Origin of the sequence: Leifsonia sp. TF02-11 (assembly GCF_017565305.1) — a bacterium.
Lineage (GTDB): Bacteria > Actinomycetota > Actinomycetes > Actinomycetales > Microbacteriaceae > Leifsonia.
Genome location: NZ_JAGEKP010000003.1, coordinates 490455 through 510610, shown reverse-complemented (window position 1 = coordinate 510610; position 20156 = coordinate 490455). Strand labels below are relative to the sequence as shown.

At 69.4% G+C, this 20156-nt stretch carries 20 protein-coding genes and 1 tRNA gene; 4 read left to right on the top strand and 17 right to left on the bottom strand.

The window, feature by feature from the left end; genetic code table 11:
• Nucleotides 1–12: 12 nt before the first annotated feature.
• From JNB50_RS04765 to kdpF, 7 genes are all read right to left on the bottom strand, one after another.
• Nucleotides 13–3342 carry a lamin tail domain-containing protein gene (locus JNB50_RS04765; protein WP_208038931.1) on the bottom strand — a complete coding sequence of 1110 codons (3330 nt, stop codon included), beginning with the start codon at nt 3340–3342 and terminating at the stop codon, nt 13–15.
• 94 nt (nt 3343–3436) lie between these two features.
• Nucleotides 3437–4159: a response regulator transcription factor gene (locus tag JNB50_RS04760; RefSeq protein WP_279553601.1), complete on the bottom strand. Its 723-nt coding sequence runs from the start codon at nt 4157–4159 to the stop codon at nt 3437–3439.
• A 2-nt stretch (nt 4160–4161) separates the two neighbouring features.
• Entirely contained in the window at nt 4162–6687 is a 2526-nt protein-coding gene (locus JNB50_RS04755; protein ID WP_208038930.1) for an ATP-binding protein, read from the bottom strand.
• 12 nt (nt 6688–6699) lie between these two features.
• Nucleotides 6700–7323, bottom strand: coding sequence for a potassium-transporting ATPase subunit KdpC (kdpC, locus tag JNB50_RS04750; protein ID WP_208038929.1), 624 nt, complete (start codon nt 7321–7323; stop codon nt 6700–6702).
• A gap of 21 nt (nt 7324–7344) precedes the next feature.
• Entirely contained in the window at nt 7345–9504 is a 2160-nt protein-coding gene (kdpB, locus tag JNB50_RS04745) for a potassium-transporting ATPase subunit KdpB (RefSeq protein WP_208038928.1), read from the bottom strand.
• A gap of 2 nt (nt 9505–9506) precedes the next feature.
• Complete coding sequence (gene kdpA, locus JNB50_RS04740) at nt 9507–11180, bottom strand: potassium-transporting ATPase subunit KdpA (protein WP_208038927.1); 1674 nt, start codon at nt 11178–11180, stop codon at nt 9507–9509.
• The gene (kdpF, locus tag JNB50_RS04735) at nt 11181–11270 is read right to left on the bottom strand and encodes a K(+)-transporting ATPase subunit F (protein ID WP_081815236.1); all 90 of its coding nucleotides are present in this window, start codon (nt 11268–11270) and stop codon (nt 11181–11183) included.
• A 428-nt stretch (nt 11271–11698) separates the two neighbouring features.
• On the opposite strand from kdpF, the gene JNB50_RS04730 reads away from it, so the two are divergent.
• Both JNB50_RS04730 and JNB50_RS04725 read left to right on the top strand, forming a co-directional pair.
• Nucleotides 11699–12262: a hypothetical protein gene (locus tag JNB50_RS04730; RefSeq protein WP_208038926.1), complete on the top strand. Its 564-nt coding sequence runs from the start codon at nt 11699–11701 to the stop codon at nt 12260–12262.
• 109 nt (nt 12263–12371) lie between these two features.
• Nucleotides 12372–12890, top strand: a complete 519-nt coding sequence (locus JNB50_RS04725) for a DUF6611 family protein (protein ID WP_208038925.1) — start codon at nt 12372–12374, stop codon at nt 12888–12890.
• Between the two features lie 39 nt (nt 12891–12929).
• On the opposite strand, the gene JNB50_RS04720 is transcribed toward JNB50_RS04725, so the two are convergent.
• Genes JNB50_RS04720 through JNB50_RS04705 form a run of 4 tightly spaced genes read right to left on the bottom strand, consistent with a single transcriptional unit; the run spans nt 12930 to nt 16745 of the window.
• Nucleotides 12930–13343: an arsenate reductase ArsC gene (locus JNB50_RS04720; protein ID WP_208038924.1), complete on the bottom strand. Its 414-nt coding sequence runs from the start codon at nt 13341–13343 to the stop codon at nt 12930–12932.
• 55 nt (nt 13344–13398) lie between these two features.
• Nucleotides 13399–14310 (bottom strand): metalloregulator ArsR/SmtB family transcription factor, encoded by a 912-nt coding sequence (locus JNB50_RS04715; protein WP_208038923.1) that lies wholly within the window; start codon nt 14308–14310, stop codon nt 13399–13401.
• A 45-nt stretch (nt 14311–14355) separates the two neighbouring features.
• Nucleotides 14356–16152, bottom strand: a complete 1797-nt coding sequence (locus JNB50_RS04710; protein WP_208038922.1) for an alpha/beta fold hydrolase — start codon at nt 16150–16152, stop codon at nt 14356–14358.
• Nucleotides 16149–16745 carry a TetR/AcrR family transcriptional regulator gene (locus JNB50_RS04705; protein ID WP_208038921.1) on the bottom strand — a complete coding sequence of 199 codons (597 nt, stop codon included), beginning with the start codon at nt 16743–16745 and terminating at the stop codon, nt 16149–16151. The genes JNB50_RS04710 and JNB50_RS04705 overlap by 4 nt, the downstream gene beginning before the upstream one ends.
• A gap of 184 nt (nt 16746–16929) precedes the next feature.
• Here JNB50_RS04705 and JNB50_RS04700 point away from each other — a divergent pair.
• A tRNA-Gly gene (locus JNB50_RS04700) sits at nt 16930–17000 on the top strand.
• Between the two features lie 72 nt (nt 17001–17072).
• Here JNB50_RS04700 and JNB50_RS04695 read toward each other — a convergent pair.
• The 3 genes from JNB50_RS04695 to JNB50_RS04685 all read right to left on the bottom strand — a co-directional run bounded on the left by JNB50_RS04695 (nt 17073) and on the right by JNB50_RS04685 (nt 17865).
• Nucleotides 17073–17309: a hypothetical protein gene (locus JNB50_RS04695; protein ID WP_208038920.1), complete on the bottom strand. Its 237-nt coding sequence runs from the start codon at nt 17307–17309 to the stop codon at nt 17073–17075.
• Nucleotides 17306–17515, bottom strand: a complete 210-nt coding sequence (locus JNB50_RS04690; protein WP_208038919.1) for a hypothetical protein — start codon at nt 17513–17515, stop codon at nt 17306–17308. Before JNB50_RS04690 ends, JNB50_RS04695 begins: the two co-directional genes overlap by 4 nt.
• Before the next feature lie 134 nt (nt 17516–17649).
• Complete coding sequence (locus JNB50_RS04685; protein WP_208038918.1) at nt 17650–17865, bottom strand: hypothetical protein; 216 nt, start codon at nt 17863–17865, stop codon at nt 17650–17652.
• Between the two features lie 145 nt (nt 17866–18010).
• Here JNB50_RS04685 and JNB50_RS04680 point away from each other — a divergent pair, with 145 nt between their 5' ends.
• Nucleotides 18011–18217 carry a hypothetical protein gene (locus JNB50_RS04680; protein WP_208038917.1) on the top strand — a complete coding sequence of 69 codons (207 nt, stop codon included), beginning with the start codon at nt 18011–18013 and terminating at the stop codon, nt 18215–18217.
• A 17-nt stretch (nt 18218–18234) separates the two neighbouring features.
• On the opposite strand, the gene JNB50_RS04675 is transcribed toward JNB50_RS04680, so the two are convergent.
• From JNB50_RS04675 to JNB50_RS04665, 3 genes are read right to left on the bottom strand one after another with little or no spacing between them, the layout of a single operon-like run.
• On the bottom strand, nt 18235–18576 hold the full coding sequence (locus JNB50_RS04675) for an SHOCT domain-containing protein (protein ID WP_208038916.1): 342 nt from the start codon (nt 18574–18576) through the stop codon (nt 18235–18237).
• A 23-nt stretch (nt 18577–18599) separates the two neighbouring features.
• Nucleotides 18600–19319: a GAP family protein gene (locus JNB50_RS04670; protein WP_208038915.1), complete on the bottom strand. Its 720-nt coding sequence runs from the start codon at nt 19317–19319 to the stop codon at nt 18600–18602.
• 1 nt (nt 19320) lies between these two features.
• Nucleotides 19321–20151 (bottom strand): mechanosensitive ion channel family protein, encoded by an 831-nt coding sequence (locus tag JNB50_RS04665; protein WP_208038914.1) that lies wholly within the window; start codon nt 20149–20151, stop codon nt 19321–19323.
• Nucleotides 20152–20156: the final 5 nt, after the last annotated feature.

Sequence of the window (20156 nt, the reverse complement as noted above, 5' to 3'; positions counted from 1 at the left end):
CCTTCCGCTTGTTCAGTTCGCCTGACGCTTCGTCAGTCGACGCGCGACCAGGGCGATCGCCCCGAGAAGCAGGAGCGTCAGACCGCCGAGCATCAGCGGTGCCGTCTCCAGACCGGTGCTCGCGAGCTGCCCGCCCGAGCCGGCCGTCTGCGCCGGGGCGGTCGTGCCGCCGTTGCCGGTCGGGGCGGTGCCGCCGCCGGGCGCTGCCGCCGCGGTGATGCCGTACGGGCTGAACGAGCGCCCCGTGAAGGTGATCGTGTTCCCGTCGAGGGTCGCCGCGACCGACTCCATGCTGCCGTCGGCCTTGAGGTGGCTGATCCCGATGCCGGTCAGCCCCGCGAAGGACGGGCTGGTGATCGCGATCGTCACCGTCTCGCCCGCGCCGGGCTCCCAGCCGCGACCGGCGAGCGTGTCCGTGAACGTGATGTCGTACAGGGCCACGAGCCGGGCGTCGCCGAGCTTCGCCACGAAGGCCGCGTGGCCCTCGTCGGTGCCGGCGATCGGGGCAGCCGTCACGCGGACGTACCAGGGGAGGTTCGCCCCCGTCGCGAGCGCCGAGTGGGCGGCGTCGCCGTGGTTGGCGATGCCCGCCTGACGCTGCCGCTCGGCGAGCGTCGCCTTGGCGTCCGCCGAGACCGCAGCCTGCTCCTCGCTCGTGAGCGCCTCGTACGCCTTCGTGACCTCGGCCACCTGGTCGGCGTCGGAGCGCGACTGGATCGGGTTCGGCAGCGCCGCGACGAGAAGCTCGATCGGGCTGGCAGGCGGCACCTGGCGGATGGCGATGGCCGGGAGTGCGACCGGCGTCACCGTGCCGAGCGTGTCGGTCAGCGTCGCCACGGTCGTCGCGGCCTGCGTGGCCGTCACGGTGACCGGGGACGGGCAGGCCTGCAGGAACACGGCGTTGACGTGGGTGCAGGTGAAGGTCGCCGTCACCGGGAGCGGGTACGCACCCGTCGAGTCCTTCACCGCCTCCACGCTCGTGCCCTGATAGACGTAGTCCGTCCGCACCGTGGTGCCGATCTGGCCGGCGATGGGCGCGGGGCAGGTCGCCTTGGCCGTGCTGATCGCGTACCCGCCGTCGCCGGTGTCGTTCGACCACCAGACCGAGCGCAGACCCGCATCGCAGCGGCTGATCGGCTGGAACGTGAAGCCTTCGTTGTTCACGTTGGGGCCGCCGGTCGGACGGTTGTAGATCGTCGTCACCTGGAAGTGCCCCTGGGCCGGGTCACCGGGAGTGGTGTTGATCTTCGCGATCGACGTCTGCCCCTGGCAGGTGTCGTCGCAGTCGAGCCAGAGCGCCTCCTGGGACGGATCCCAGGCCGCGTCCATCACCGAAAAGGTGGTGGCGGAGTTCTTCAGGCCGCTGGAGAAGGAGGTCACACGGGTGAACTTCCCCGTGCCGTTCTCGAGCACGTAGCCGTAGAGCTTGCCGTTCTTCTCGATTCCGGCGAAGAAGACGCCGCCGAAGTGGTCACCGTACTGGGCCGGATCGTAGAGCGTGCCGGCGTCGGTGCGGAAGCCGTTGGCGACCAGGTAGCCGTCCGGGACGAAGGCGATCGCCTCCGCGCCCAGGTTGGCATCGGCGGAGCCCAGGTTCGCGTCGGTGCCGGGACCGAGGTCCGATTCGAGCTCCCACTGCTGAGCGGCGTTCGCCGAGTGGTTCGCCCAGTCGACCTGGGCGGGGTCGTACTGCAGGATCGACACCCGTGACACCTTGTTGTTGGAGTTGTCGCGCTCGGTCGAGATGAAGACCTTGCCGCCGACGGAGGTGATGCCCTCGGCGTCGGGCTGGCCGGTGCCGTCGGAGTAGTGCAGCTGGACGCCGCGCTCCCAGCCGCTCGCCGGTCCCCACGTGCCGTCGCTGTTCTGGCCGATCTTGAAGTAGCTCGACTGGCTGGTGTTCACGCTGCCGCCGGAGGAGGAGCCGTTGGCGACGCCCCACATGTAGTCGTCGGCGGGGGTGGCGCCTGCCACGTAGAAGAGACCGGACAGGTTCTGGCCGAAGACGCCGCCCCGGTCGACGTTCGTGACCGTCTGCGGGCCGGGCCACGCGACGCCACCGGTGCCGACGCCGGTGCCGGGATCGGTCCCGCCGCCGGGATTTCCGCCGCCGGTACCCCGGACGTCGGCCGGCGTGTTGCCGCCGAGGGTGGAGGCGCCGGGCGACCCGATGGAGCCGGTCGCGCTGGCCCAGCTCGCTTCGGCGTCCGCGGACGTCGCGATGGTCCACCCGGTGGTGCCCGCCTTCTGGCCGACGTGTGCGGCGTCGACCCACGCGGCGACGCCCTTGCCGGACAGGAACCCGCTCGCGTAGGCGACGGAGTCGACGAGGGTGTTGCCGTTGTCGTAGAGCCGGATGGTCATCGGGCCCTTGTTGAGCGTGGTGCCGTTGTCGGGGATGACCTTGACCGAGTCGCGGAGGCCCCAGTCGGTCCGCAGCTCGGCGGGCGTGACGTCGGTGATCAGCGCCGACTCACCCGGCATCAGCAGCCCGAGCGACGACAGGGAGAGGGCCCCCGGGGTGGTGACCGTCGCCGCGGTGTCGTACGACCATCCGGTGAGATCGGCCGCGGCGACGCCGAGGTTGGTGATCTCGGTGTACTCGCCGTCGCCCTTCGCCGCGGCGACCTTGCCGCCGTAGGCGAACTCGGTGATCTTCACCTTCGGGGCGCCGGCGAACGGCGCGGAGAGGGTGGACATCCCCGGCGAGCCGATGGCGCCGGTGACGCTGGTGTAGCTGTGCTCGGCGTCCGCACTGGAGGCGACCGTCCACCCGCCGAGGGCGACGTCGCCCTTGGCGCCGACGTGGGCTGCATCGACCCAGGCGGCCTTGCCCTTGCCGGACAGGAAGCCGTTGTAGGTCAGCGCGTCGACCTCGGCGCCGCCGGCATCGAAGATGTGGATGCCGCTCGGTCCCTTGTTGAGCGTGTGCGTCTTGTTGTTGTCGAGGATCTTGGTCGACGCCGTCAGGTTCCACTCCGCGCGGAACTCCGCCACGGTCAGATCCGTGACGATGACGGACTGCCCGGGCTGCACGACACCGAGCGACGACAGCGACAGCGCCCCGGCCGCTGTGGCGGTGGTCCCGGTCTCGAACCCCCACCCGGTGAGGTCGATGGGGCTGGATCCGAGGTTCGTGAGCTCGGTGTACTCACCGTCGCCGTGGGCGCCCGCGACGAGCCCGCCATAGGAGAACTCGGTGATGCGGAGACCCTCGGACGGTGCGGCTGAGGCCGGCGCGGCGGAGACGGGAGCGGCGACGGAGACGAGGCCGGCGAGCCCGAACGCCGCCACGGCGCCCACGACGACGGCGCGCCGGAGCGCGGAGACTTTTCGATGCATGGTCGTCACCCTGGCGGTCGCAGGGGTACAGGATGTGAACTCTCTCAGGCGGAGAAGTTAACAAACTCCGAGGGCGCTTCCGCGGCACCCGGCCTCACGGCGCCGACCCCGAACCGTCCTTCTCCCGCTCGGGATCCGGCTGGAAGCGGTAGCCCATCCCCGGCTCGGTGAGGATGAACCGCGGCCGAGCGGGGTCGGGTTCGAGCTTCTTGCGGAGCTGCGCGATGTACAGCCGCAGATAACCCGAGTCGCTGATGTGCTGCGGGCCGCGGATCTCGGTCAGGATCGTGCGCTGGGTGACCAGCTTGCGCGGGTTCCGCAGCAGCAGCTCGAGGACCTGCCACTCCGTGGGCGTCAACCGCACCGGCCTGTCCGTGCCGCCCTCCTGGACGAGGACGATCTTGTCGCCGAGGTCGACCGACACGTTCGCGAACCGCACCACCGGCGTCTCGACCGCTCCCGTCACCCGGCGGGTGAGGGCTCGGATCCTGGCGAGCAGTTCGTCGGCGGAGAACGGCTTCGCGACATAGTCGTCTGCGCCCGCGTCCAGCGCGCCGACCTTGTCCGACGAGTCCGTCCGGCCGGAGACGACGAGGATGGGAACGGTGTTCCAGCCGCGGATCGCCCTGATCACCTCCACACCGCTGAGCTGGGGCATGCCGAGGTCGAGGATCAGCAAGTCGGGATGCTCGTTGACGACGAGGCTCAAAGCCTCCTTGCCGTTGCGGGCCAGAGCGACCTCGTAGCCGTGGGCGCCCAGCATGATCCTCAGCGCTCCGAGCATCTGCGGGTCGTCGTCCGCCACGACGATCTTCATCGTCAGACGTCCTTCACGGATTCGGCGACCGGACCGTCGAGGTCCTCACGGTCGACCGGGAGGGCGAGGACCATGGTGAGACCGCCTGCCGGGGTGTCGTCCGCGTCGAGTGTTCCGCCCATCCCTTCGACGAACCCCTTCGTCAGGGCCAGACCGAGGCCGATTCCCGCGCTGTTGTCCGTGTCCCCTGTCCGCTGGAACGGATGGAAGATCTCCTCCTTGCGGTCGTCGGGCACGCCGGGGCCGTGGTCGGCGACGCGGAGCTCGACCTGGCCGCCGAAGGTGCTGGCGCTGAGGCGCGGCGGCTGACCGGCGGGGGAGTACCGCAGGGCGTTGCTGAGCAGGTTCACGATGGCACGGCGGAGCAGCACGGGATCGGCCGTCACCGGCGGCAGGTCGTCGGGCACGTCGATGGTCACCTCACCCGGCTTGATCGCGAGCTCGTCGAGGACCGGCGGCAGCAGATCCTCGAGGTCGACGGGCTGCAGGGAGACCGCGAGGACGCCCGCCTGCACCCTGCTGACATCGAGGAGGTTGGTCAGCAGGTCGGCGAGGTTGCGCAGGCTGACCTCCGCCGTGTCCAGGAGTTCGACCTTGTCGCGGCTGGACAGCCGGCTGCCCGCCGAGCGCAGGCTGGTCACTGCCGCCGTCGCCGCCGCGAGCGGGCGGCGCAGGTCATGGCCGACGGCGGCGAGCAGGGCCGTGCGGACGCGGTCGGTGGCCTCCAGCGGACCGACCTCCTGCGCCGCAGTGCTGAGGTCGGCGTGTTCCAGTGCGGCGTCGAGCTGCGTCACGATGACCGAGAGCAGACGCCGGTCGCCGGCCTGGAGGTCGTCGCCGTACAGCTCCAGGGCTCCGCGCTCCCCCACCGGGACGCGGGTCGGGACCGCGTCGGCGGGGATCTCCCCGTCGACGTTCTGCACGGCGCCGTCGTCGGCGGAGAACCGCACCGCCTTCAACCCGAACGCCTCGCGGGTGCGCGACACCAGGGACTGCACGGCGTCCCCACCGCGGATCACGCTTCCCGCGATGGTGACCAGCAACTCGGACTCGGCAGCGGCACGGGCTGCGCTTCGCGTCCTGCGCGCGGACTGATCGACGACCACGCTCACCAGCACCGCGATGACGACATAGAGGGCCAGGGCGATCAGATGGGTCGGCCGGCCGATGGTGAGCGTGTTGTAGGGGGTGACGAACACGAAGTCGAGGGTCAGTCCCGACAGCACAGCGGCGAACAGGGCGGGCCAGATCCCGCCCACGAGCGCGACGACCACCACCAGCAGCTGGTAGCTGAGCGCCTCCGCGGTGAGCGAGTCGCTGCTGCGGATCTGCGTCAGGGCCAACGTCAGCAGCGGGCCCGCGATCAGCGCGAGGGCGAACCCGTAGACGCGCCGTCGGACGCTCAGAGCGCCGGTGCGCCGGAAGCGGGGCAGGTTGCGGCCTCCCGCGGCGGCGTGCGAGACGATGTGCACGTCGATGTCGCCGGATTCGCGGATGACCGTCGCACCGACTCCCGAGCCGGTGAGGAATGCCGTGAGCCGGTTGCGCCGCGAGACGCCGATCACGAGCTGCGTCGCGTTGCTCGCCTTCGCGAAGGCGACAAGCGCCTCCGGGGTGTCGGTGCCGACGACCTGGTGGTAGCTGCCGCCGAGTTCCTCGACGAGTTTGCGCTGTGCGGCCAGGGCGGCCGGGTCGGTCTCGCGGAGGCCGTCTTGACTGGCGACGTGCACGGCCAGCAGCTCGCCGCTCCCCGAGCGCGCGGCGACCCTGGCGCCGCGACGGAGGAGCGTCTCGCCCTCCGGGCCGCCCGTGAGGGCGACGACCACCCGTTCCCTGGCCTCCCATTTCTCCTGGATGCCGTGCTCGGCGCGATAGCGCTGCAGCGAGTGGTCGACCTCGTCGGCCAGCCAGACCAGCGTCAGCTCGCGTAGGGCGGTGAGGTTGCCGAGCCGGAAGTAGTTGGAGAGCGCTGCGTCGATGCGGGCGGCCGGGTACACCTGGCCGTCGGCGAGCCGGTCGCGCAGGGACTGCGGGGTGAGGTCGACCACCTCGATCTGGTCGGCGCTGCGCACGATGGAGTCGGGGATCGTCTCGCGTTGCGGGACGCCGGTGATCTGCTCCACCACATCGTTCAGGGATTCGATGTGCTGGACGTTGACGGTCGAGATCACGTCGATCCCCGCCGCGAGGATCTGCTCGACGTCCTGCCACCGCTTCGCGTTCGCGGAGCCGGGGGCGTTGGTGTGTGCGAGCTCGTCGACCAGCGCGATGGCCGGCCTGCGCGCGATGACGGCGTCCAGGTCCATCTCGGTGAGGGTGATGCCGCGATGCTCGACCGTCCGGCGCGGCACCAGCTCGAGTCCGTGCAGCAGCGCGGCCGTCGCCTCGCGTTCGTGGGTCTCCACCACGGCGACGACCACGTCCTTGCCCAGGTCGTGCAGCCGATGCCCTTCCTCGAGCATCATGTAGGTCTTGCCGACCCCGGGTGCTGCGCCGAGCAGCACCCGGAGCCGGCCTCGAACCGCCATCCGACCGTTCTCCTACTTGTTGCCGCTGGGGTCCATCGCCGCGAGGGCGATGTTCAGCTGAAGCACGTTGACGGTGGGCTCGCCGAGGTAGCCGAGGTCGCGCTGCTGAACGTGGTCGTTCACCAGTTTGCGAACCGAGTCGGCGCTGATCCCGCGGGCCTTCGCCACCGCGTCCACCTGAAGCAGGGCGTAGGCGGGCGAGATGTGCGGGTCCAGACCGGAACCGGACGCCGTGAGCGCGTCGGCCGGGATCTGGCTCGCGCTCACACCGTCGGTCTTCTCGATGGTCTGCTGGCGCTGCTTGATCGCCTTCAGCAGGTCGGGGTTGTTCGGGCCGTAGTTGCTGCCGCTGGACGAGCCGCCGTCGTAGCCGTTGCCGGCCGCGGAGGGCCGCGACTGGAACCACTGCGGAAGCGGGTTGCCCTTCTTGTCGGTGAACGACTGCCCGATCAGGGCCGAGCCGGTGACCTTGCCTCCGGAGCTGACGGTCGAGCCGTTGGACTGGTTCGGGAAGGCGAGCTGACCGATCCCGGTCACCACCAGCGGGTAGGCGACCCCCAGCACGACGGTGAGGATGAGCAGTGCCCGCAGGCCGACCCAGTACTGGCGCCCGGTTCCACGTGCCGAAGCATTCATGATGAGTTCCGTTCTGCTTTCTTAGAATCCGGGGATCAGGCTGATGACGAGGTCGATCAGCTTGATGCCGATGAAGGGGGCGATGATGCCGCCCAGGCCGTAGATCAGCAGGTTGCTGCGCAGCAGCAACGAGGCCGAGGTGGCCCGGTAGCGCACACCGCGCAGTGCGAGCGGGATCAGGATGACGATGATGATCGCGTTGAAGATCACCGCCGACAGGATCGCCGAGGACGGCGAGTGCAGCTGCATGATGTTGATCGCTTGCAGGCCAGGGAACACCCCGACGAACATCGCAGGGATGATCGCGAAGTACTTGGCCACGTCGTTGGCGATCGAGAACGTCGTCAGGGCGCCACGGGTGATCAGGAGCTGCTTGCCGATGCGGACGATGTCGATGAGCTTGGTCGGGTCGGAGTCGAGGTCGACCATGTTGCCGGCCTCCTTCGCGGCCGACGTGCCCGTGTTCATCGCGACCCCGACGTCCGCCTGCGCGAGTGCCGGTGCGTCGTTGGTGCCGTCACCGGTCATCGCGACCAGGTTGCCGCCCTCCTGCTCCTTGCGGATCAGAGCGAGCTTGTCCTCCGGGGTCGCCTCGGCCAGGAAGTCGTCGACGCCCGCCTCTGCCGCGATCGCCTTGGCCGTGACCGGGTTGTCGCCGGTGATCATCACCGTGCGGATGCCCATCCGGCGCATGTCGGCGAACCGCTCGGTCAGACCGGTCTTGACGATGTCCTTCAGGTAGATGACACCCAGGATCGTGGCCTCACCCGACGCGGACTTGGTCGCGACGGCGAGCGGCGTGCCGCCGGCCTCGGAGATGTGCAGCACCTTCTCGTCCAGGTCGCTGAGGATCGAGGACGGCACCCGGGCCGACTCCTCCGCCCACGCCACCACCATCGACGCGGCGCCCTTGCGGACCTGCGAGCCGTCGGCGAAGTCGACGCCGCTCATCCGGGTCTGCGCCGTGAACGGCACGACCTCGCCCGCCAGGTCGCCCTCGTGCGTGTAGCCGAGCTGCGCGGCGAGGGCCACCACCGAGGAACCCTCGGGGGTCGGATCGCTCAAGGACGCGAGGGCCGCGGCCTTGACCAGGTCGGCCTGCGCCACGCCCTCGACCGCGGTGAACTCCGCGGCCTGGCGGTTGCCGTAGGTGATGGTGCCGGTCTTGTCGAGCAGCAGGGTCGTCACGTCGCCGGCCGCTTCGACCGCACGGCCCGACATGGCGAGCACGTTGTGCTGCACCAGCCGGTCCATACCGGCGATGCCGATCGCGGAGAGCAGAGCGCCGATCGTGGTCGGGATGAGGCACACGAGGAGGGCGACGAGAACGGTGACGCTCGGAGCGGCGTTCGCGAACCCCGCGGTGGGGCCGAGCACGAGCACGACGACCACGAAGATGATCGTCAGCGCGGCGAGGAGGATGTTCAGCGCGATCTCGTTGGGCGTCTTCTGCCGGGCGGCGCCCTCCACCAGCTTGATCATCCGGTCGACGAACGTCTCACCCGGCTTGCTGGTGATGCGCACGACGATGCGGTCGGAGAGCACCCGGGTGCCTCCGGTGACGGCGCTGCGGTCGCCGCCGGACTCGCGGACCACCGGGGCGGACTCGCCGGTGATGGCCGACTCGTCCACCGAGGCGATCCCCCAGATGATGTCCCCGTCGCCCGGGATCAGCTCGCCGGCGGTCACCACGACGACATCGCCGAGCGTCAGATCGGCCGATGCGACCTGTGTGACCGCGGCCGAGGTGGCTGCCGCGTCGGACTTCTCGTCGTAGTCGGTGACCCGGTTGGCGACCGTCGTCGTGCGCGTCTTGCGCAGGCTGGCCGCCTGCGCCTTGCCGCGGCCTTCTGCGACCGACTCGGCCAGGGTGGCGAACAGCACGGTCAGCCACAGCCAGACGGCGATCGACCAGGTGAAGGCGATGGTCGTCACGGTCCCGCCGGACTTCTGCTGGCCGAGGAACGGCTCGGCGATCGCCAGGATCGTGGTCAGTGCCGCGCCGATCTCGACGATGAACATGACCGGGTTGTGCCACATGTCGCGCGGGTCGAGCTTGCGGAACGCGCCGGGCAGGCCGGCGATGAGCTGCCGGGCGTTGAACGCGCCCTTCGGTGCTCTGTCACCGTGATCCTGGTGGTGCTGTCCGCGCGGGTCCGCGGTGTTGGTGAGTGTCGACATGATCAGTGCAGCCCTTCCGCCAGGGGACCCAGCGCGAGAACGGGGAAATAGGTGAGTGCGGCGACGATGATGACCACGCCGACGACGAAGGCGACGAACAGGGGCCGGTGCGTGGGCAGTGTGCCCGACGTCGCAGGGACCTTGTCCTGCGCCGCGAGAGAACCGGCCAGTGCCAAGACGAAGACGATCGGCAGGAACCGGCCGAGGAACATCGTGGCTCCCAGCGCGGCGTTCAGCCACGGCGTGTTCGCGGTGAGACCCGCGAACGCCGAACCGTTGTTGTTGGCCGCCGACGTGAACGCGTACAGCACCTCGGAGAAGCCCTGCTGGCCCGGGTTGAAGATCGAGACCTTCTCAATGTTGTCCTTGATCGCCGGGATCGCGAAGCTCAGGCCCGTGCCGAGCAGCACCAGCGTCGGAGTCATCAGGATGTAGAGGCTGGCGAGCTTGATCTCGCGCGAGCCGATCTTCTTCCCCAGGTACTCGGGGGTGCGGCCGACCATCAGCCCGGCGAGGAAGACGGAGATGATCGCGACGACGAGGATGCCGTAGAGACCGGCGCCGATGCCACCTGGCGCGACCTCACCGGTCATCATGTTGATCATCGTCATCATCCCGCCCAGCGGAGTGAAGCTGTCGTGCATCGAGTTCACCGCACCGGTCGAGGTCAGGGTGCTCGTGGTCGCGAACAGGGTCGAGCCGAGGATGCCGAACCGCTGCTCCTTGCCTTCGAGCGCCCCGCCGGCGGCTTGCGTCGCCGTGCCGGCACCCTGCAGCTCGAAGAGGGTCAGTGCGACGAGCGAGACGACGAAGATCGTCGCCATCGCGCCGAGGATCGCGTAGCCCTGGCGGTTGTCGCCGACCATCTTGCCGAACGTCCGGGGCAGGGAGAACGGGATCAGCAGCATCAGGAAGATCTCGACGAGGTTCGTCCACGCCGTCGGGTTCTCGAACGGGTGAGCGGAGTTCACGTTGAAGAATCCACCGCCGTTGTTGCCCAGGAGCTTGATCACCTCCTGCGAGGCGACCGGACCACCGGGGATCGTCGCCGTGCCCCCGGTGATGGTGCTCACGCTGGTGAACCCGTTGAAGTTCTGCACAACGCCGCCGACGACGAGGACGACGGCGAAGACGATCGAGAGCGGAAGCAGGATGCGCAGCGTCGCCCGGGTCATGTCAACCCAGAAGTTGCCGATGGTGCCGGAGCGGTGGGCGGCGAAACCGCGCACCAGCGTGATGGCGACCGCGATGCCGACAGCGGCGGACAGGAAGTTCTGCACGGCCAGACCGGCGATCTGGACCGTGTAGCCCATGGTCACCTCTGGCGAGTACGACTGCCAGTTCGTGTTCGTCACGAACGAGATCGCCGTGTTGAACGACAACCCCTCCGGAACAGCGGGGAGGCCGAGCGAGTACGGCAGCACCGCCTGGGCCCGCTGAAGCGCGTACACCAGCAGCACGCCGAGCACGGAGAAAGCCAGAACGCTGCGCAGATAGACCGGCCAGCTCTGGTCGACCCGCGAGTCGACGCCGATGATCCGGTAGAAGCCGCGCTCCACTCGGAGATCCTTCCGCGACGTGAAGGTCGCGGCCATGTAGTCGCCCAGCGGGCGGTACGACAGCCCGAGCATCAGGACGAGCGTGGCGAGCAGCGCCACGAAGAGCCAGAACGTCATCTAGAACTTCTCCGGCTTCAGCAGGGCGTAAACGAGGTACGCGATCGAGGCGACGGCCAGTGCCGCCGCGAGCAGGTTGAAGAAGATCACAGCTTCTCCACCCCTCTGCCGACCAGGGCGACGATCGCGCCCAGCGCGATGATCCCCACAACGCAAATCAGGTCCAACACGGGAATGTCTCCATCCGGGTTTCCGCGTCCCGACCATCGGCGAGACACGGGGATCCGGCGCTCTGCCGGAACCAAGCACCCATACAAGTGGAATCCGACCGCCCGGAAGGCCGTCCTAACGCGATCCATACGCCCGCGACCGAAGTCCTAACGCTTTCCCCCCGAAATCGGGTGGTTCAGCCTCACGACGCGCACTCTGCGGGCTGCGACCGGACCGCGCAAGGCGCCCATTCGCGAACCGTTAGTTTCGGCCGGCCGCCCGTCGGGGTTCCGTTAGGAGGGCACCGGCGCCCGCCGGGGCGGCGTAGAACCGTCGCTTGTGAACAACCTTCAGTCAGCAGGTGTCGAATGACCCTGACGCACCTCATCCCTTCGCTGCGCGCCTCCGTGCCGAACCCGCTCGGTCGCGATCTGTGGCCCGAGTTCACCACCACCTCCGTGTCCGACGTCACGGTCGCCGGAGTCTCCCTGACCCGACTGGCCGAATGGTGCGGCACACCCTGCGTGCACACGGCCGCCGCCGTGATCCCCGGCACCGGCGGCATGCCCTCGGCCACCGAGGTCGCCTCCGTCGTCGTCGCCCGGGTGACCCAGGTCGCCCCGGCGGCCGACGGCACGATCGATGTCTGGATCGACGCCCGGCTCACCGACTCCGCCGTCGCCATCGACGAGCTGCGGATGATCGGACGGGTCTCCACCGCCTGCGACGCGCGCACGCGCATCCATTCGGCGGGTGAGGCCGCTACGGCCCTGACCCTCGACGAACTGGTGTCCGATCTGCGGGCCGGCGACCTCGTGGCCGTGCCGTGTCGCGGCGCCGCGCGCTTGCGCGACATCGACCCGGACCGTCGCCACCTCCACGACGACGACCCCCGGTCGGACGCGTGGACGCCGGCCGGGTGCGGGCGATGAGCCGCGTGCGCGTCCATCCCGCCAGGAAGGCGTTAGCTTTCGGAGCACTGCCGTATGGACATCGCAAGGATCGTGGGGTGCGGCCATGACCGCGGCGCATCCTGGACACGTGAATGAAATCGTGCGACGTCTGTTCGAGGGACGCACCCCCTGGGGAACCCTCGATGTGTCTCCCGCGAGCCGGGGCATCTGGCAGCGGGTCCGGCTGACGGTGTACCCGCCCGGCATCACCCACGGCCAGCGCCGACTGCTGCACCTGACGCACGCCTGGCCGGTCGGCGGAGCGATCCTCTGCCTGTTCGCGCTCGTCTTCCTCAGCGGCTGGGGGCCGGTGCTGAGCGTGGCGATCGTCTTGACCGCCTATGTCGCCGGCTTCCTCGTCACCGCGCGGCTCACCCGCGAGCTGCGGGAGCACTGCCGCGTCCTGACGGTCGCCTCCGAATACGTCGGCGGCGAAGTGCGGGAGTACGGCAACGTCCACCTCCTCCGCGTCGCCGCTTCCCGCCTCGAGGATCTGGAATCGCGGCGCAGGTCGGGTCTGGTCGACCCGGTGACGTACGAAGCGGAGTGGGCCGAGGTGTACGGCGCGCTGCCGAACGAGGCTGCACCGACCCTGCAGCACCACTGACGGCGGTCCGGCGGTCTGGGAGCGTGTCAGTGCCTTGCTTCACACCGCCGCGGGCAGCAGCTCGGCGAGCAGGTTCTGCACGCGCTGCTTGATCTCGTCGCGGATCGGGCGGACCTCCTCCACCGGGCGTCCGGCCGGGTCGGTGAGGTCCCAATCCTCGTAGCGCTTGCCGGGGAAGATCGGGCAGGTGTCGCCGCAACCCATCGTGATCACGACGTCGGACTCCTTGACGGCCTCCGTGGTGAGGATCTTCGGCTGCTCGTTCGCGATGTCGATGCCCTCCTCGGCCATGACCTGCACGGCGACCGGGTTGATCCGGTCCTTCGGCTCCGAGCCGGCGGAGAGGACCTCGACGCGGCCTCCGGAGAGTTCACGCAGGTAGCCGGCGGCCATCTGGGAGCGGCCGGCGTTGTGGACGCAGACGAACAGGACGGTGGGCGTGGCGTCGGCCATGGCGGTTCTCGCTTTCTCCGGTAGGCAAAAGCATAGATGTCTATCTATGGTTTCGCTAGCCGGCGTTCGCGGTGTTCGCGAGCCGTTCGGCGTCGATCCGCTTCAGGAGGTCGCGGACACGTTCTTCGATGTCGTCGCGGATCTCCCGCACCCTGGCCAGCGGCTGGCCGACGGGGTCGGGGACGTCCCAGTCGAGGTATTCGCGGCCCGGGTAGATCGGACACGCATCGCCGCAGCCCATCGTGATCACGTAGTCCGCCGCGCGGACGGCTTCGTCGGTCAGCGGCTTGGGGAACTCACCGCCGAGCGGGGTGCCGACCTCGTCGAGCACGGTGACGATCGTGGAGCGCACGGCGCTCGCGGGCTCGGAGCCGGCGCTGCGGACGCTGACCCGGTCGCCGGCGAGCTGCCGAAGGACCGCCGAGGCGAGCTGGGACCGGCCCGCGTTCTGCACGCACACGAACAGCACCTCCGGCACTCCGCCCCGGTCGCCGGTCGCGCGCAGGAGGGCGTCGAGACGGGAGACGGCGAACGCGCTGGTCAGGGAGGCCCTGTTGTTGCGCCCACCGAGCCGGTCGTAGCTGTCGCGCACGTACTGTTCGATGCTCTCGCGGGCGAAGACACCGCGGTATCGGGTGGCGAGGTCTGCCACGATCCTGCCGAGCGCGGCCGTATCGTCTGCGGGCTGGTCGTCGCGGACGAGTTCGGCGACCCGGTCGAGCTGGTCGGCGCTGATCGAGTACCAGGCGGTGCGACCCTCCTGAGTGCGCTCGACCAAGCCCTCGTCGCGCAACAGCTTGAGGTGATGCGACACCGTCGGCTGCCGCAGGCCCAGCGTCTCGGCGAGGCGGGTGACGGAGCCGCGGCCATCCGGTGCGTCGAGGAGGAGGCGGAGGAGGCGGGCGCGGGTGGGATCGCTGATGCGCTTCAGACTCCGCAGTGCGTCGGAGTTCGGCGGGGCATCCATAGACGGGAGTCTATGGGGCATCCCCGGGGGTCGCGGTGACGGCCCTCATGCAGCGGCCACCCTCATGAGCAGTCGGATGAGCGCATCGCCGTGGGTCAGCTGCGGATGATGTCCGGCGCCCGACACCGAGATCAGCTCGACATTCGAAGCCGATTCGAGCAGCTCGATGGCGTCAGGCGCGAGCGGGTCCTCACTCCCCGTGATGATGCGGACAGGGCCTCGGAACCGGGCCAACGCTTCGCGGAGTTCGACACGCCACCGTTGCGATCCGGCGAGGGCGAGTTGCTCGGCCACCCTCGTGGCGGTGCCGCGCTTGAGGTCGCTGCGGCTCGAGGCGAGGGCGGGTGCACTCGCCTCCGATCCGGTCAGCGTGCGCGAAAGCCGCGCCGGGTCGCTGTGCCGCAGGTAGGCGCCGACGAGCGGCCGCAGCCTGGCCGAGGCGCCCGCCGGGGCTTGGAGGAAGAACGGCGCGATCAGAGTGAGGGAGTCCACCCGTGCCGGGAACCGGTCGGCCGCGACCACGGCCGCAGCCGCGCCGATGGAATGGCCGACGAGATCCGCAGGCTCATCGCCCAGGACGGCCGGCAACCACTGCTCCCAGTCCTGAACGCCCGTTCCTCCGCTGAGGCCGAGTCCTGGCAGGTCGACGGCGCGCGCACCGATGCCCGCCGCCACGTCGGCCCAGGTGTCCGCGTTGACAGGCAGGCCCGGAAAGATCACCTGACGGGATCCGGATGTGCCGAGCTCGAACGTGCGCACGCCTCCGGCGTCGACGAATCGTCGCCCGTCGCCCGTCGCAGCTCCGAACCGGTGCGCGGCCAGGTAGTCGACCCATCGGTCGAGCGAGACGCGCACGTCGGGCATCGGGATGCTGTGTCTCGCGGCGAGCTCGACGGCGGACTCCGTCGGATAGCGGTCGGAGGACAGGAAGCCGAGGGTCTCGGGATCTGCCCCGGTGAACCGTCGCGGCAGCCGCTTGATGACGCCCACAGGGATCTTCAGGCTCGGGATCTTCGCACCGAGGTGCCGGCCGACGTGCGTGAGCAGGTCCGTCAGCGGCGGGGTCGCGTCGTCGAGGACCCAGTACGACCTGCCCTCAGCGTCGGGATCCGCCGCTGCCGCGACCATGAAGGCCGCCAGGTAGTCGACGGTGAGGACCGGGACGAACGTGGACGCGCCGGCGGGGAGGGCGGCCGCGGTGCCGTTCCAGAGCTGTTCGATGGTGACGGCGATGCCGAGGTGCTGGTCGGCCTCCCCTGTCACGCTGTCACCGATCACGGTGGCCGGGTTGACGATGGTCCACGGCACCCCTCGCTGCAGTGCCCTGGCCTGGAAGATCGCGTCGGATTCCACCTTCGACGCCTCGTAGCCGCCGAGCTCCCGGTAGACCTCTGCGCGGTGCTCGTCCGACCACGGCACGGTTGCGGGGTCCTGTCCGCCGACGCGGTATCCCGAGACGTGGACCACGCGCTGCAGGCGGGGAAGACCCGCGGCGAAGTCGATGAGGCCCTCGACGATTCCGACGTTGGCGCTGCGCGCTTCGTCGGCGGGCATGCCGAATCGGAAGGACCCGGCGCAATTGTGGATCTCGGTGACGAACGGGAACGCCGCCGGACCGCCTGGGAGGAGCTCCGGGGCATCGAAGTCGACGATCGCCGTGCTGATGCGCCCGGCCAGACCGTGCTCGCTCAGCCACTGTTCGAGCTTCGCTCCGGACGCGGCCGACCGAACCGCCGCGGTGACGTCCGCACCCGCCTCGGCGAGGGCCAGGACGAGGTAGCGGCCGATGAGACCCGAGGCACCGAAGACCAGGGCGTGACGGGAGCCTCCGCCCGGGGTCATCGCGCCCCTCCCGCGGTCGCGCGCCGGCCGATGAGGTCCGCGGCGCTGTCGGCGGCGGAGAGCAGCGGCTGGACGCTTCGCGTGGCGCGGGAGACGATGACGGCCCCCTCGATCATCGACACGACGACAGTCGCCAGGGATCGGCTCTCCTCGGCACCGACACCGTCGGCCTCGAGGAGCGCGGCCGTGGGAGCGATCCACGACTCGAAGGCCGTGGCGCACGCCTGCCGCAGTCGCTCGCTCTCCGCACCCATCTCCAGGGTGACGACGGAAACCGGGCATCCCAGCCGGAAATCGCTCTCCTCGACGATGGTCGCGACGGCCCCGATCACGGCGCGCGCGGCCTCGGCCGCGCTTCCTGCGGACGCCGCGGCGGCAGCGATCAGCTCCTCGAACTGCGTCGTGGCGAGCTCGACCGCGGCCAGGCCCAGGCCCTCCTTCCCGTCGGGGAAGTGAAAGTAGATCGAACCTTTCGGCGCGGAAGCGTGTTCGATCACGGCGTTCAGCCCCGTGCCACTGAAGCCGCTGGTCTGGATCAACTCGAGCATCGACTCTGCGAGCCGCGCCTTCGTCAGGTCACCTTTGGATGTCATGGGTCGATAATAGACCGGTCTACATATTAATGCGAATGCGCGGTGCTCCTCCGTCGCCTCACGGCGGTCAGGGGTCGGTGAAATCCAGGGCAGGTCGAAGTGGCGAGTTTGGCCAAACACCAGCGACCGGGTAGTCTGGGCCGCAGCCTCACATCCCAGTGATTTACTGGGATTTACGGGCCGCGCGAGTGTAGTTCAATGGTAGAACCTCAGCTTCCCAAGCTGATAGCGCGGGTTCGATTCCCGTCACTCGCTCCGATTGTGTCACTTCTTGAGCTAGGTGGGCATTTCTCGTTCTACTTGGGCATGGGCCCGCAGCTTCCAGGGTCAGGACCACACGTCCCGGTAGTCGTCGACGAACTGGTCGAACCGTGTCGCCGGCCGACCGGTGAGCTTCTGGACAGCGTGGTTCGGGAATGCGGAGATGTTCAGGCGCACGACCCGGTAGATCATCTTCTGCACGTCGATGTAGTCCTGCGGGGCGCCCTGCTCGGCGAGAGCGGCCAGGTATGACTGTTCACTCGGCCGGGTGTAGCGGATGGGCCGCCGGAGGACGTCGGTCATGATGCGGGCGACGGCCTGGTAGGTGAGCGACTGTTCACCGGAGAGGGTGACGCCTTCCGGTCGTGACCGGCCGAGGTGAACACCGCGGCGGCGACGGCGCCGATGTCGCGGGCGTCGATGAACGCGGTGTGGGAACGCCCCGCTGGCACGAAGATCTTCCCGCGGTCACGGATCTCTTTCGCGTACGTCGTGGACAGGTTCTGCATGGTCGGCGGATACGATGTGGCACGGTTCGGGCCGCGGTACGAGCTGGTTCGCGTACAGAGCAATGCCGAGATCCTCTCAGAGGGTCATGGGCTCGTCTAGCCCGCCAGTGGAATGCGACGGCTCTTGGACGAGGCTACGGCCCGACCAGCCGAGCCAGCCGGTAGGTGGCCGCCCGCCGCCCAGTGCGCTCCGCCAGTTCCCACACCTCGAACTGCCGGCCGTCGGGGGTATCGATCGGGAGCCGGAGCCGAGCCGGCAGTTCAGTCTCCCCTGCGGGCATCGGGATGTCGATTACCTGCGGGTACCCGTCTTCTCCGACCGGCAGCAACGTGGCGACAAAGCGTGACATGAGGTCCTCTTCCCCGGGCTGACGTGGCCGGACTCTACCCGCGAGATCGCACCACTGGGCAGACGCAATCGTGGTTTCGCTCCTGGCTAGACGAGTCTGTCTGGTTGTCGGTAGAGTCCGGGCCATCGGCCAGGGGGAGGTTGCGATGCGTGAGTTCGAGATCCCGCTCGGGAACGCACCGAAGGTCGGCGCGGAATTCCACCTCGTACGGTGGAGCCAGCAGGCGGATGCGTGGACGCCGGAGACCATCCTCGTCACCTACGTGTCGTCGACGCCTGAGGAATGGGTGGTCGAACGCGCCGGCTCCCCGACGCGCCTGTCGCGCGAGGAGTGGCTTCCCTTCCAGCCCTGACCACCAGGCACCGCTGCCTACCCGAGGAGCTTCGCCTTCGCGGCGGTGAACTCGGCGTCGGTCAGCGCGCCCTGCTGATGCAGCTGTGTGAGTGCGGTCAGCTGATCGAGCATGTCTTCCCCGCCCGGCGCCGGCGAGGGCGCCGGCGTCTGCTGCTGGACAGCGTCGGCGGCCGCTTGCTGCATGGCCTGTTGTTGCTGGCCTGCTTCGTACTGCTGCTGCTCGTACTGCTCTTGGCTGCGCCGTTGCTGGTGGCGGACCATTCCGCCGGTGACAGCGGTGGCGGTGCCGGCGACCACGGCGGTGCGGACGGCGAGCCCGATCAGGCCGGGGCGGCCGAAGCGTCGGAGGAGGGGCATGGGGTGTCCTTTCGTGTGGTGGTTCAGCCGATCAGGCCGGAGAGGCTCTTTTGGAGTTGGAGGACGCCGATGACGAGCAGCAGTGCGGCGTTGAGGACGTGCGTGTTCCCGGCGACCCAGGTGCGGATGCGGGCGAGGAACGGTTCGGCGGCGCGGCCGCGGACGACGACGATGACCACGGGTGCGACGATCGACAGCGAGGCGACCAGTCCGAAGACGATCAGGGTGACCGCGGCGGTCGTGTCGTCGACCGCAGCCTGCCGGGCGTCGAGTGCTGCGATGATCGCGCAGGAGGCGTCCACCGGGTTGAGGACGAACAGGCCAAGTCCCAGCAGGAATGTCCGGATCGGCCGGAACGACTCGACCTGCTGCAACCAGCCGGGCAGCTGCGGTGCCGCCGCGGCGACCTGGCGGGGTGAGCGTGCGGCCGCCATCTGCTCGATCCGCGCCTTCCCGCGACGATAGACGGCGACCGCGCCGCTGATCAGGACGGCGCTGACCAGGAGCTGCACGATCGGTACCCACAGTGGCGGGTGCCGCACCGAGCGCACTTGGAGCGCGCCGAACAGAAGGAAGCAGATCGTCAGCACGAGGGCGATGCCGGCCAGCCAGCCGAGTGCGAACGCGATCCCGTTGGTTCGTGCTCGGGCCGAGACGAGCACCGCGATCAACGCCATCAGTGCGAGTGGACTGAGCAGGATGCCGAACAGCAGCGGGACGAGGTCCAGAACCAACTGCCCCACGTCACACCGTCCCCGGCGGGGTGAGCGGCGGTGGCGGGTGCTCGGAGGTGACGACGGCGTCCCGACCTTCCAGCTGCTCGGCGAGAGCGTCGACGACCGCGGCGGTCACCTCCGGCCCGTGCCCGGGGTCGTGCCAGAACCGGACCCGGTAGATGACCCGGTCGGGCTCGGCAGTGACCGTGAGCACCCGGACCGGGTCGCGGCTGCGGACCCCGGCCACCTTCTCGCAGGCCGCCGCCACGGCGGCCCGCAGGTCCGCGCGTTCGCCCGAGGTGGCCTTCGCTCGCACTTCGACCTCAGCCCGGCGGCCGCCGAGCTCGGACTCGTTGACGAACGGGTTGCCGACGACGTCGGCGTTCGGGATGTGAGCGACCCGGCCGTCCGTGGTCCGGATGACGGTCGTCCTTCCGTTGATCTCCCGCACGACGCCGGTGAACCCGGCGATCTCGACCACGTCCCCGACCTTGACGGGCCGGCGGGTCTGCAACACGACGCCGGCCGCGAAGTTCTCGCTGATCCCGCGGAGAGCGAGGCCGGCGATCACGGCCACGATCACCGCGACGGCGAGGACCGGCTGGATCGGGGCACCGAGGAACGCGATCGCGACCCCGACACCGAGCAGGATCACCACCAGTCGGGCGCCCCGCGCGATCCGGCGGACCAGTTCCGGAGAAAGGCCGCCGAGGCGTTTCAGCAGCCGCTCGGTCACGCGGTGGACGGCGATTCCCAGCAGCACGCCCGCGACCACCGAGGCAAGCGCGAGCAGGACCGACCAGGGATCCAGGCCGGCGAAGAAGCCGGCAGCGTCCGAGGGTGAGGCGGCAGTGCGCATCGGCG

What these genes read in the sequence shown, in the direction of transcription:
- JNB50_RS04665 (WP_208038914.1), bottom strand. Translation starts at nt 20,151, where the DNA reads ATGCGCACTGCCGCCTCACCCTCGGACGCTGCCGGCTTCTTCGCCGGC.
- JNB50_RS04695 (WP_208038920.1), bottom strand. Translation starts at nt 17,309, where the DNA reads ATGACCGACGTCCTCCGGCGGCCCATCCGCTACACCCGGCCGAGTGAA.
- JNB50_RS04690 (WP_208038919.1), bottom strand. Translation starts at nt 17,515, where the DNA reads ATGCAGAACCTGTCCACGACGTACGCGAAAGAGATCCGTGACCGCGGG.
- kdpC (WP_208038929.1), bottom strand. Translation starts at nt 7,323, where the DNA reads ATGAATGCTTCGGCACGTGGAACCGGGCGCCAGTACTGGGTCGGCCTG.
- JNB50_RS04705 (WP_208038921.1), bottom strand. Translation starts at nt 16,745, where the DNA reads ATGACATCCAAAGGTGACCTGACGAAGGCGCGGCTCGCAGAGTCGATG.
- JNB50_RS04765 (WP_208038931.1), bottom strand. Translation starts at nt 3,342, where the DNA reads ATGCATCGAAAAGTCTCCGCGCTCCGGCGCGCCGTCGTCGTGGGCGCC.
- JNB50_RS04675 (WP_208038916.1), bottom strand. Translation starts at nt 18,576, where the DNA reads ATGCCCCTCCTCCGACGCTTCGGCCGCCCCGGCCTGATCGGGCTCGCC.
- JNB50_RS04755 (WP_208038930.1), bottom strand. Translation starts at nt 6,687, where the DNA reads ATGGCGGTTCGAGGCCGGCTCCGGGTGCTGCTCGGCGCAGCACCCGGG.
- kdpB (WP_208038928.1), bottom strand. Translation starts at nt 9,504, where the DNA reads ATGTCGACACTCACCAACACCGCGGACCCGCGCGGACAGCACCACCAG.
- JNB50_RS04685 (WP_208038918.1), bottom strand. Translation starts at nt 17,865, where the DNA reads ATGTCACGCTTTGTCGCCACGTTGCTGCCGGTCGGAGAAGACGGGTAC.
- kdpA (WP_208038927.1), bottom strand. Translation starts at nt 11,180, where the DNA reads ATGACGTTCTGGCTCTTCGTGGCGCTGCTCGCCACGCTCGTCCTGATG.
- JNB50_RS04760 (WP_279553601.1), bottom strand. Translation starts at nt 4,159, where the DNA reads ATGAAGATCGTCGTGGCGGACGACGACCCGCAGATGCTCGGAGCGCTG.
- JNB50_RS04715 (WP_208038923.1), bottom strand. Translation starts at nt 14,310, where the DNA reads ATGGATGCCCCGCCGAACTCCGACGCACTGCGGAGTCTGAAGCGCATC.
- JNB50_RS04710 (WP_208038922.1), bottom strand. Translation starts at nt 16,152, where the DNA reads ATGACCCCGGGCGGAGGCTCCCGTCACGCCCTGGTCTTCGGTGCCTCG.
- JNB50_RS04730 (WP_208038926.1), top strand. Translation starts at nt 11,699, where the DNA reads ATGACCCTGACGCACCTCATCCCTTCGCTGCGCGCCTCCGTGCCGAAC.
- JNB50_RS04680 (WP_208038917.1), top strand. Translation starts at nt 18,011, where the DNA reads ATGCGTGAGTTCGAGATCCCGCTCGGGAACGCACCGAAGGTCGGCGCG.
- JNB50_RS04720 (WP_208038924.1), bottom strand. Translation starts at nt 13,343, where the DNA reads ATGGCCGACGCCACGCCCACCGTCCTGTTCGTCTGCGTCCACAACGCC.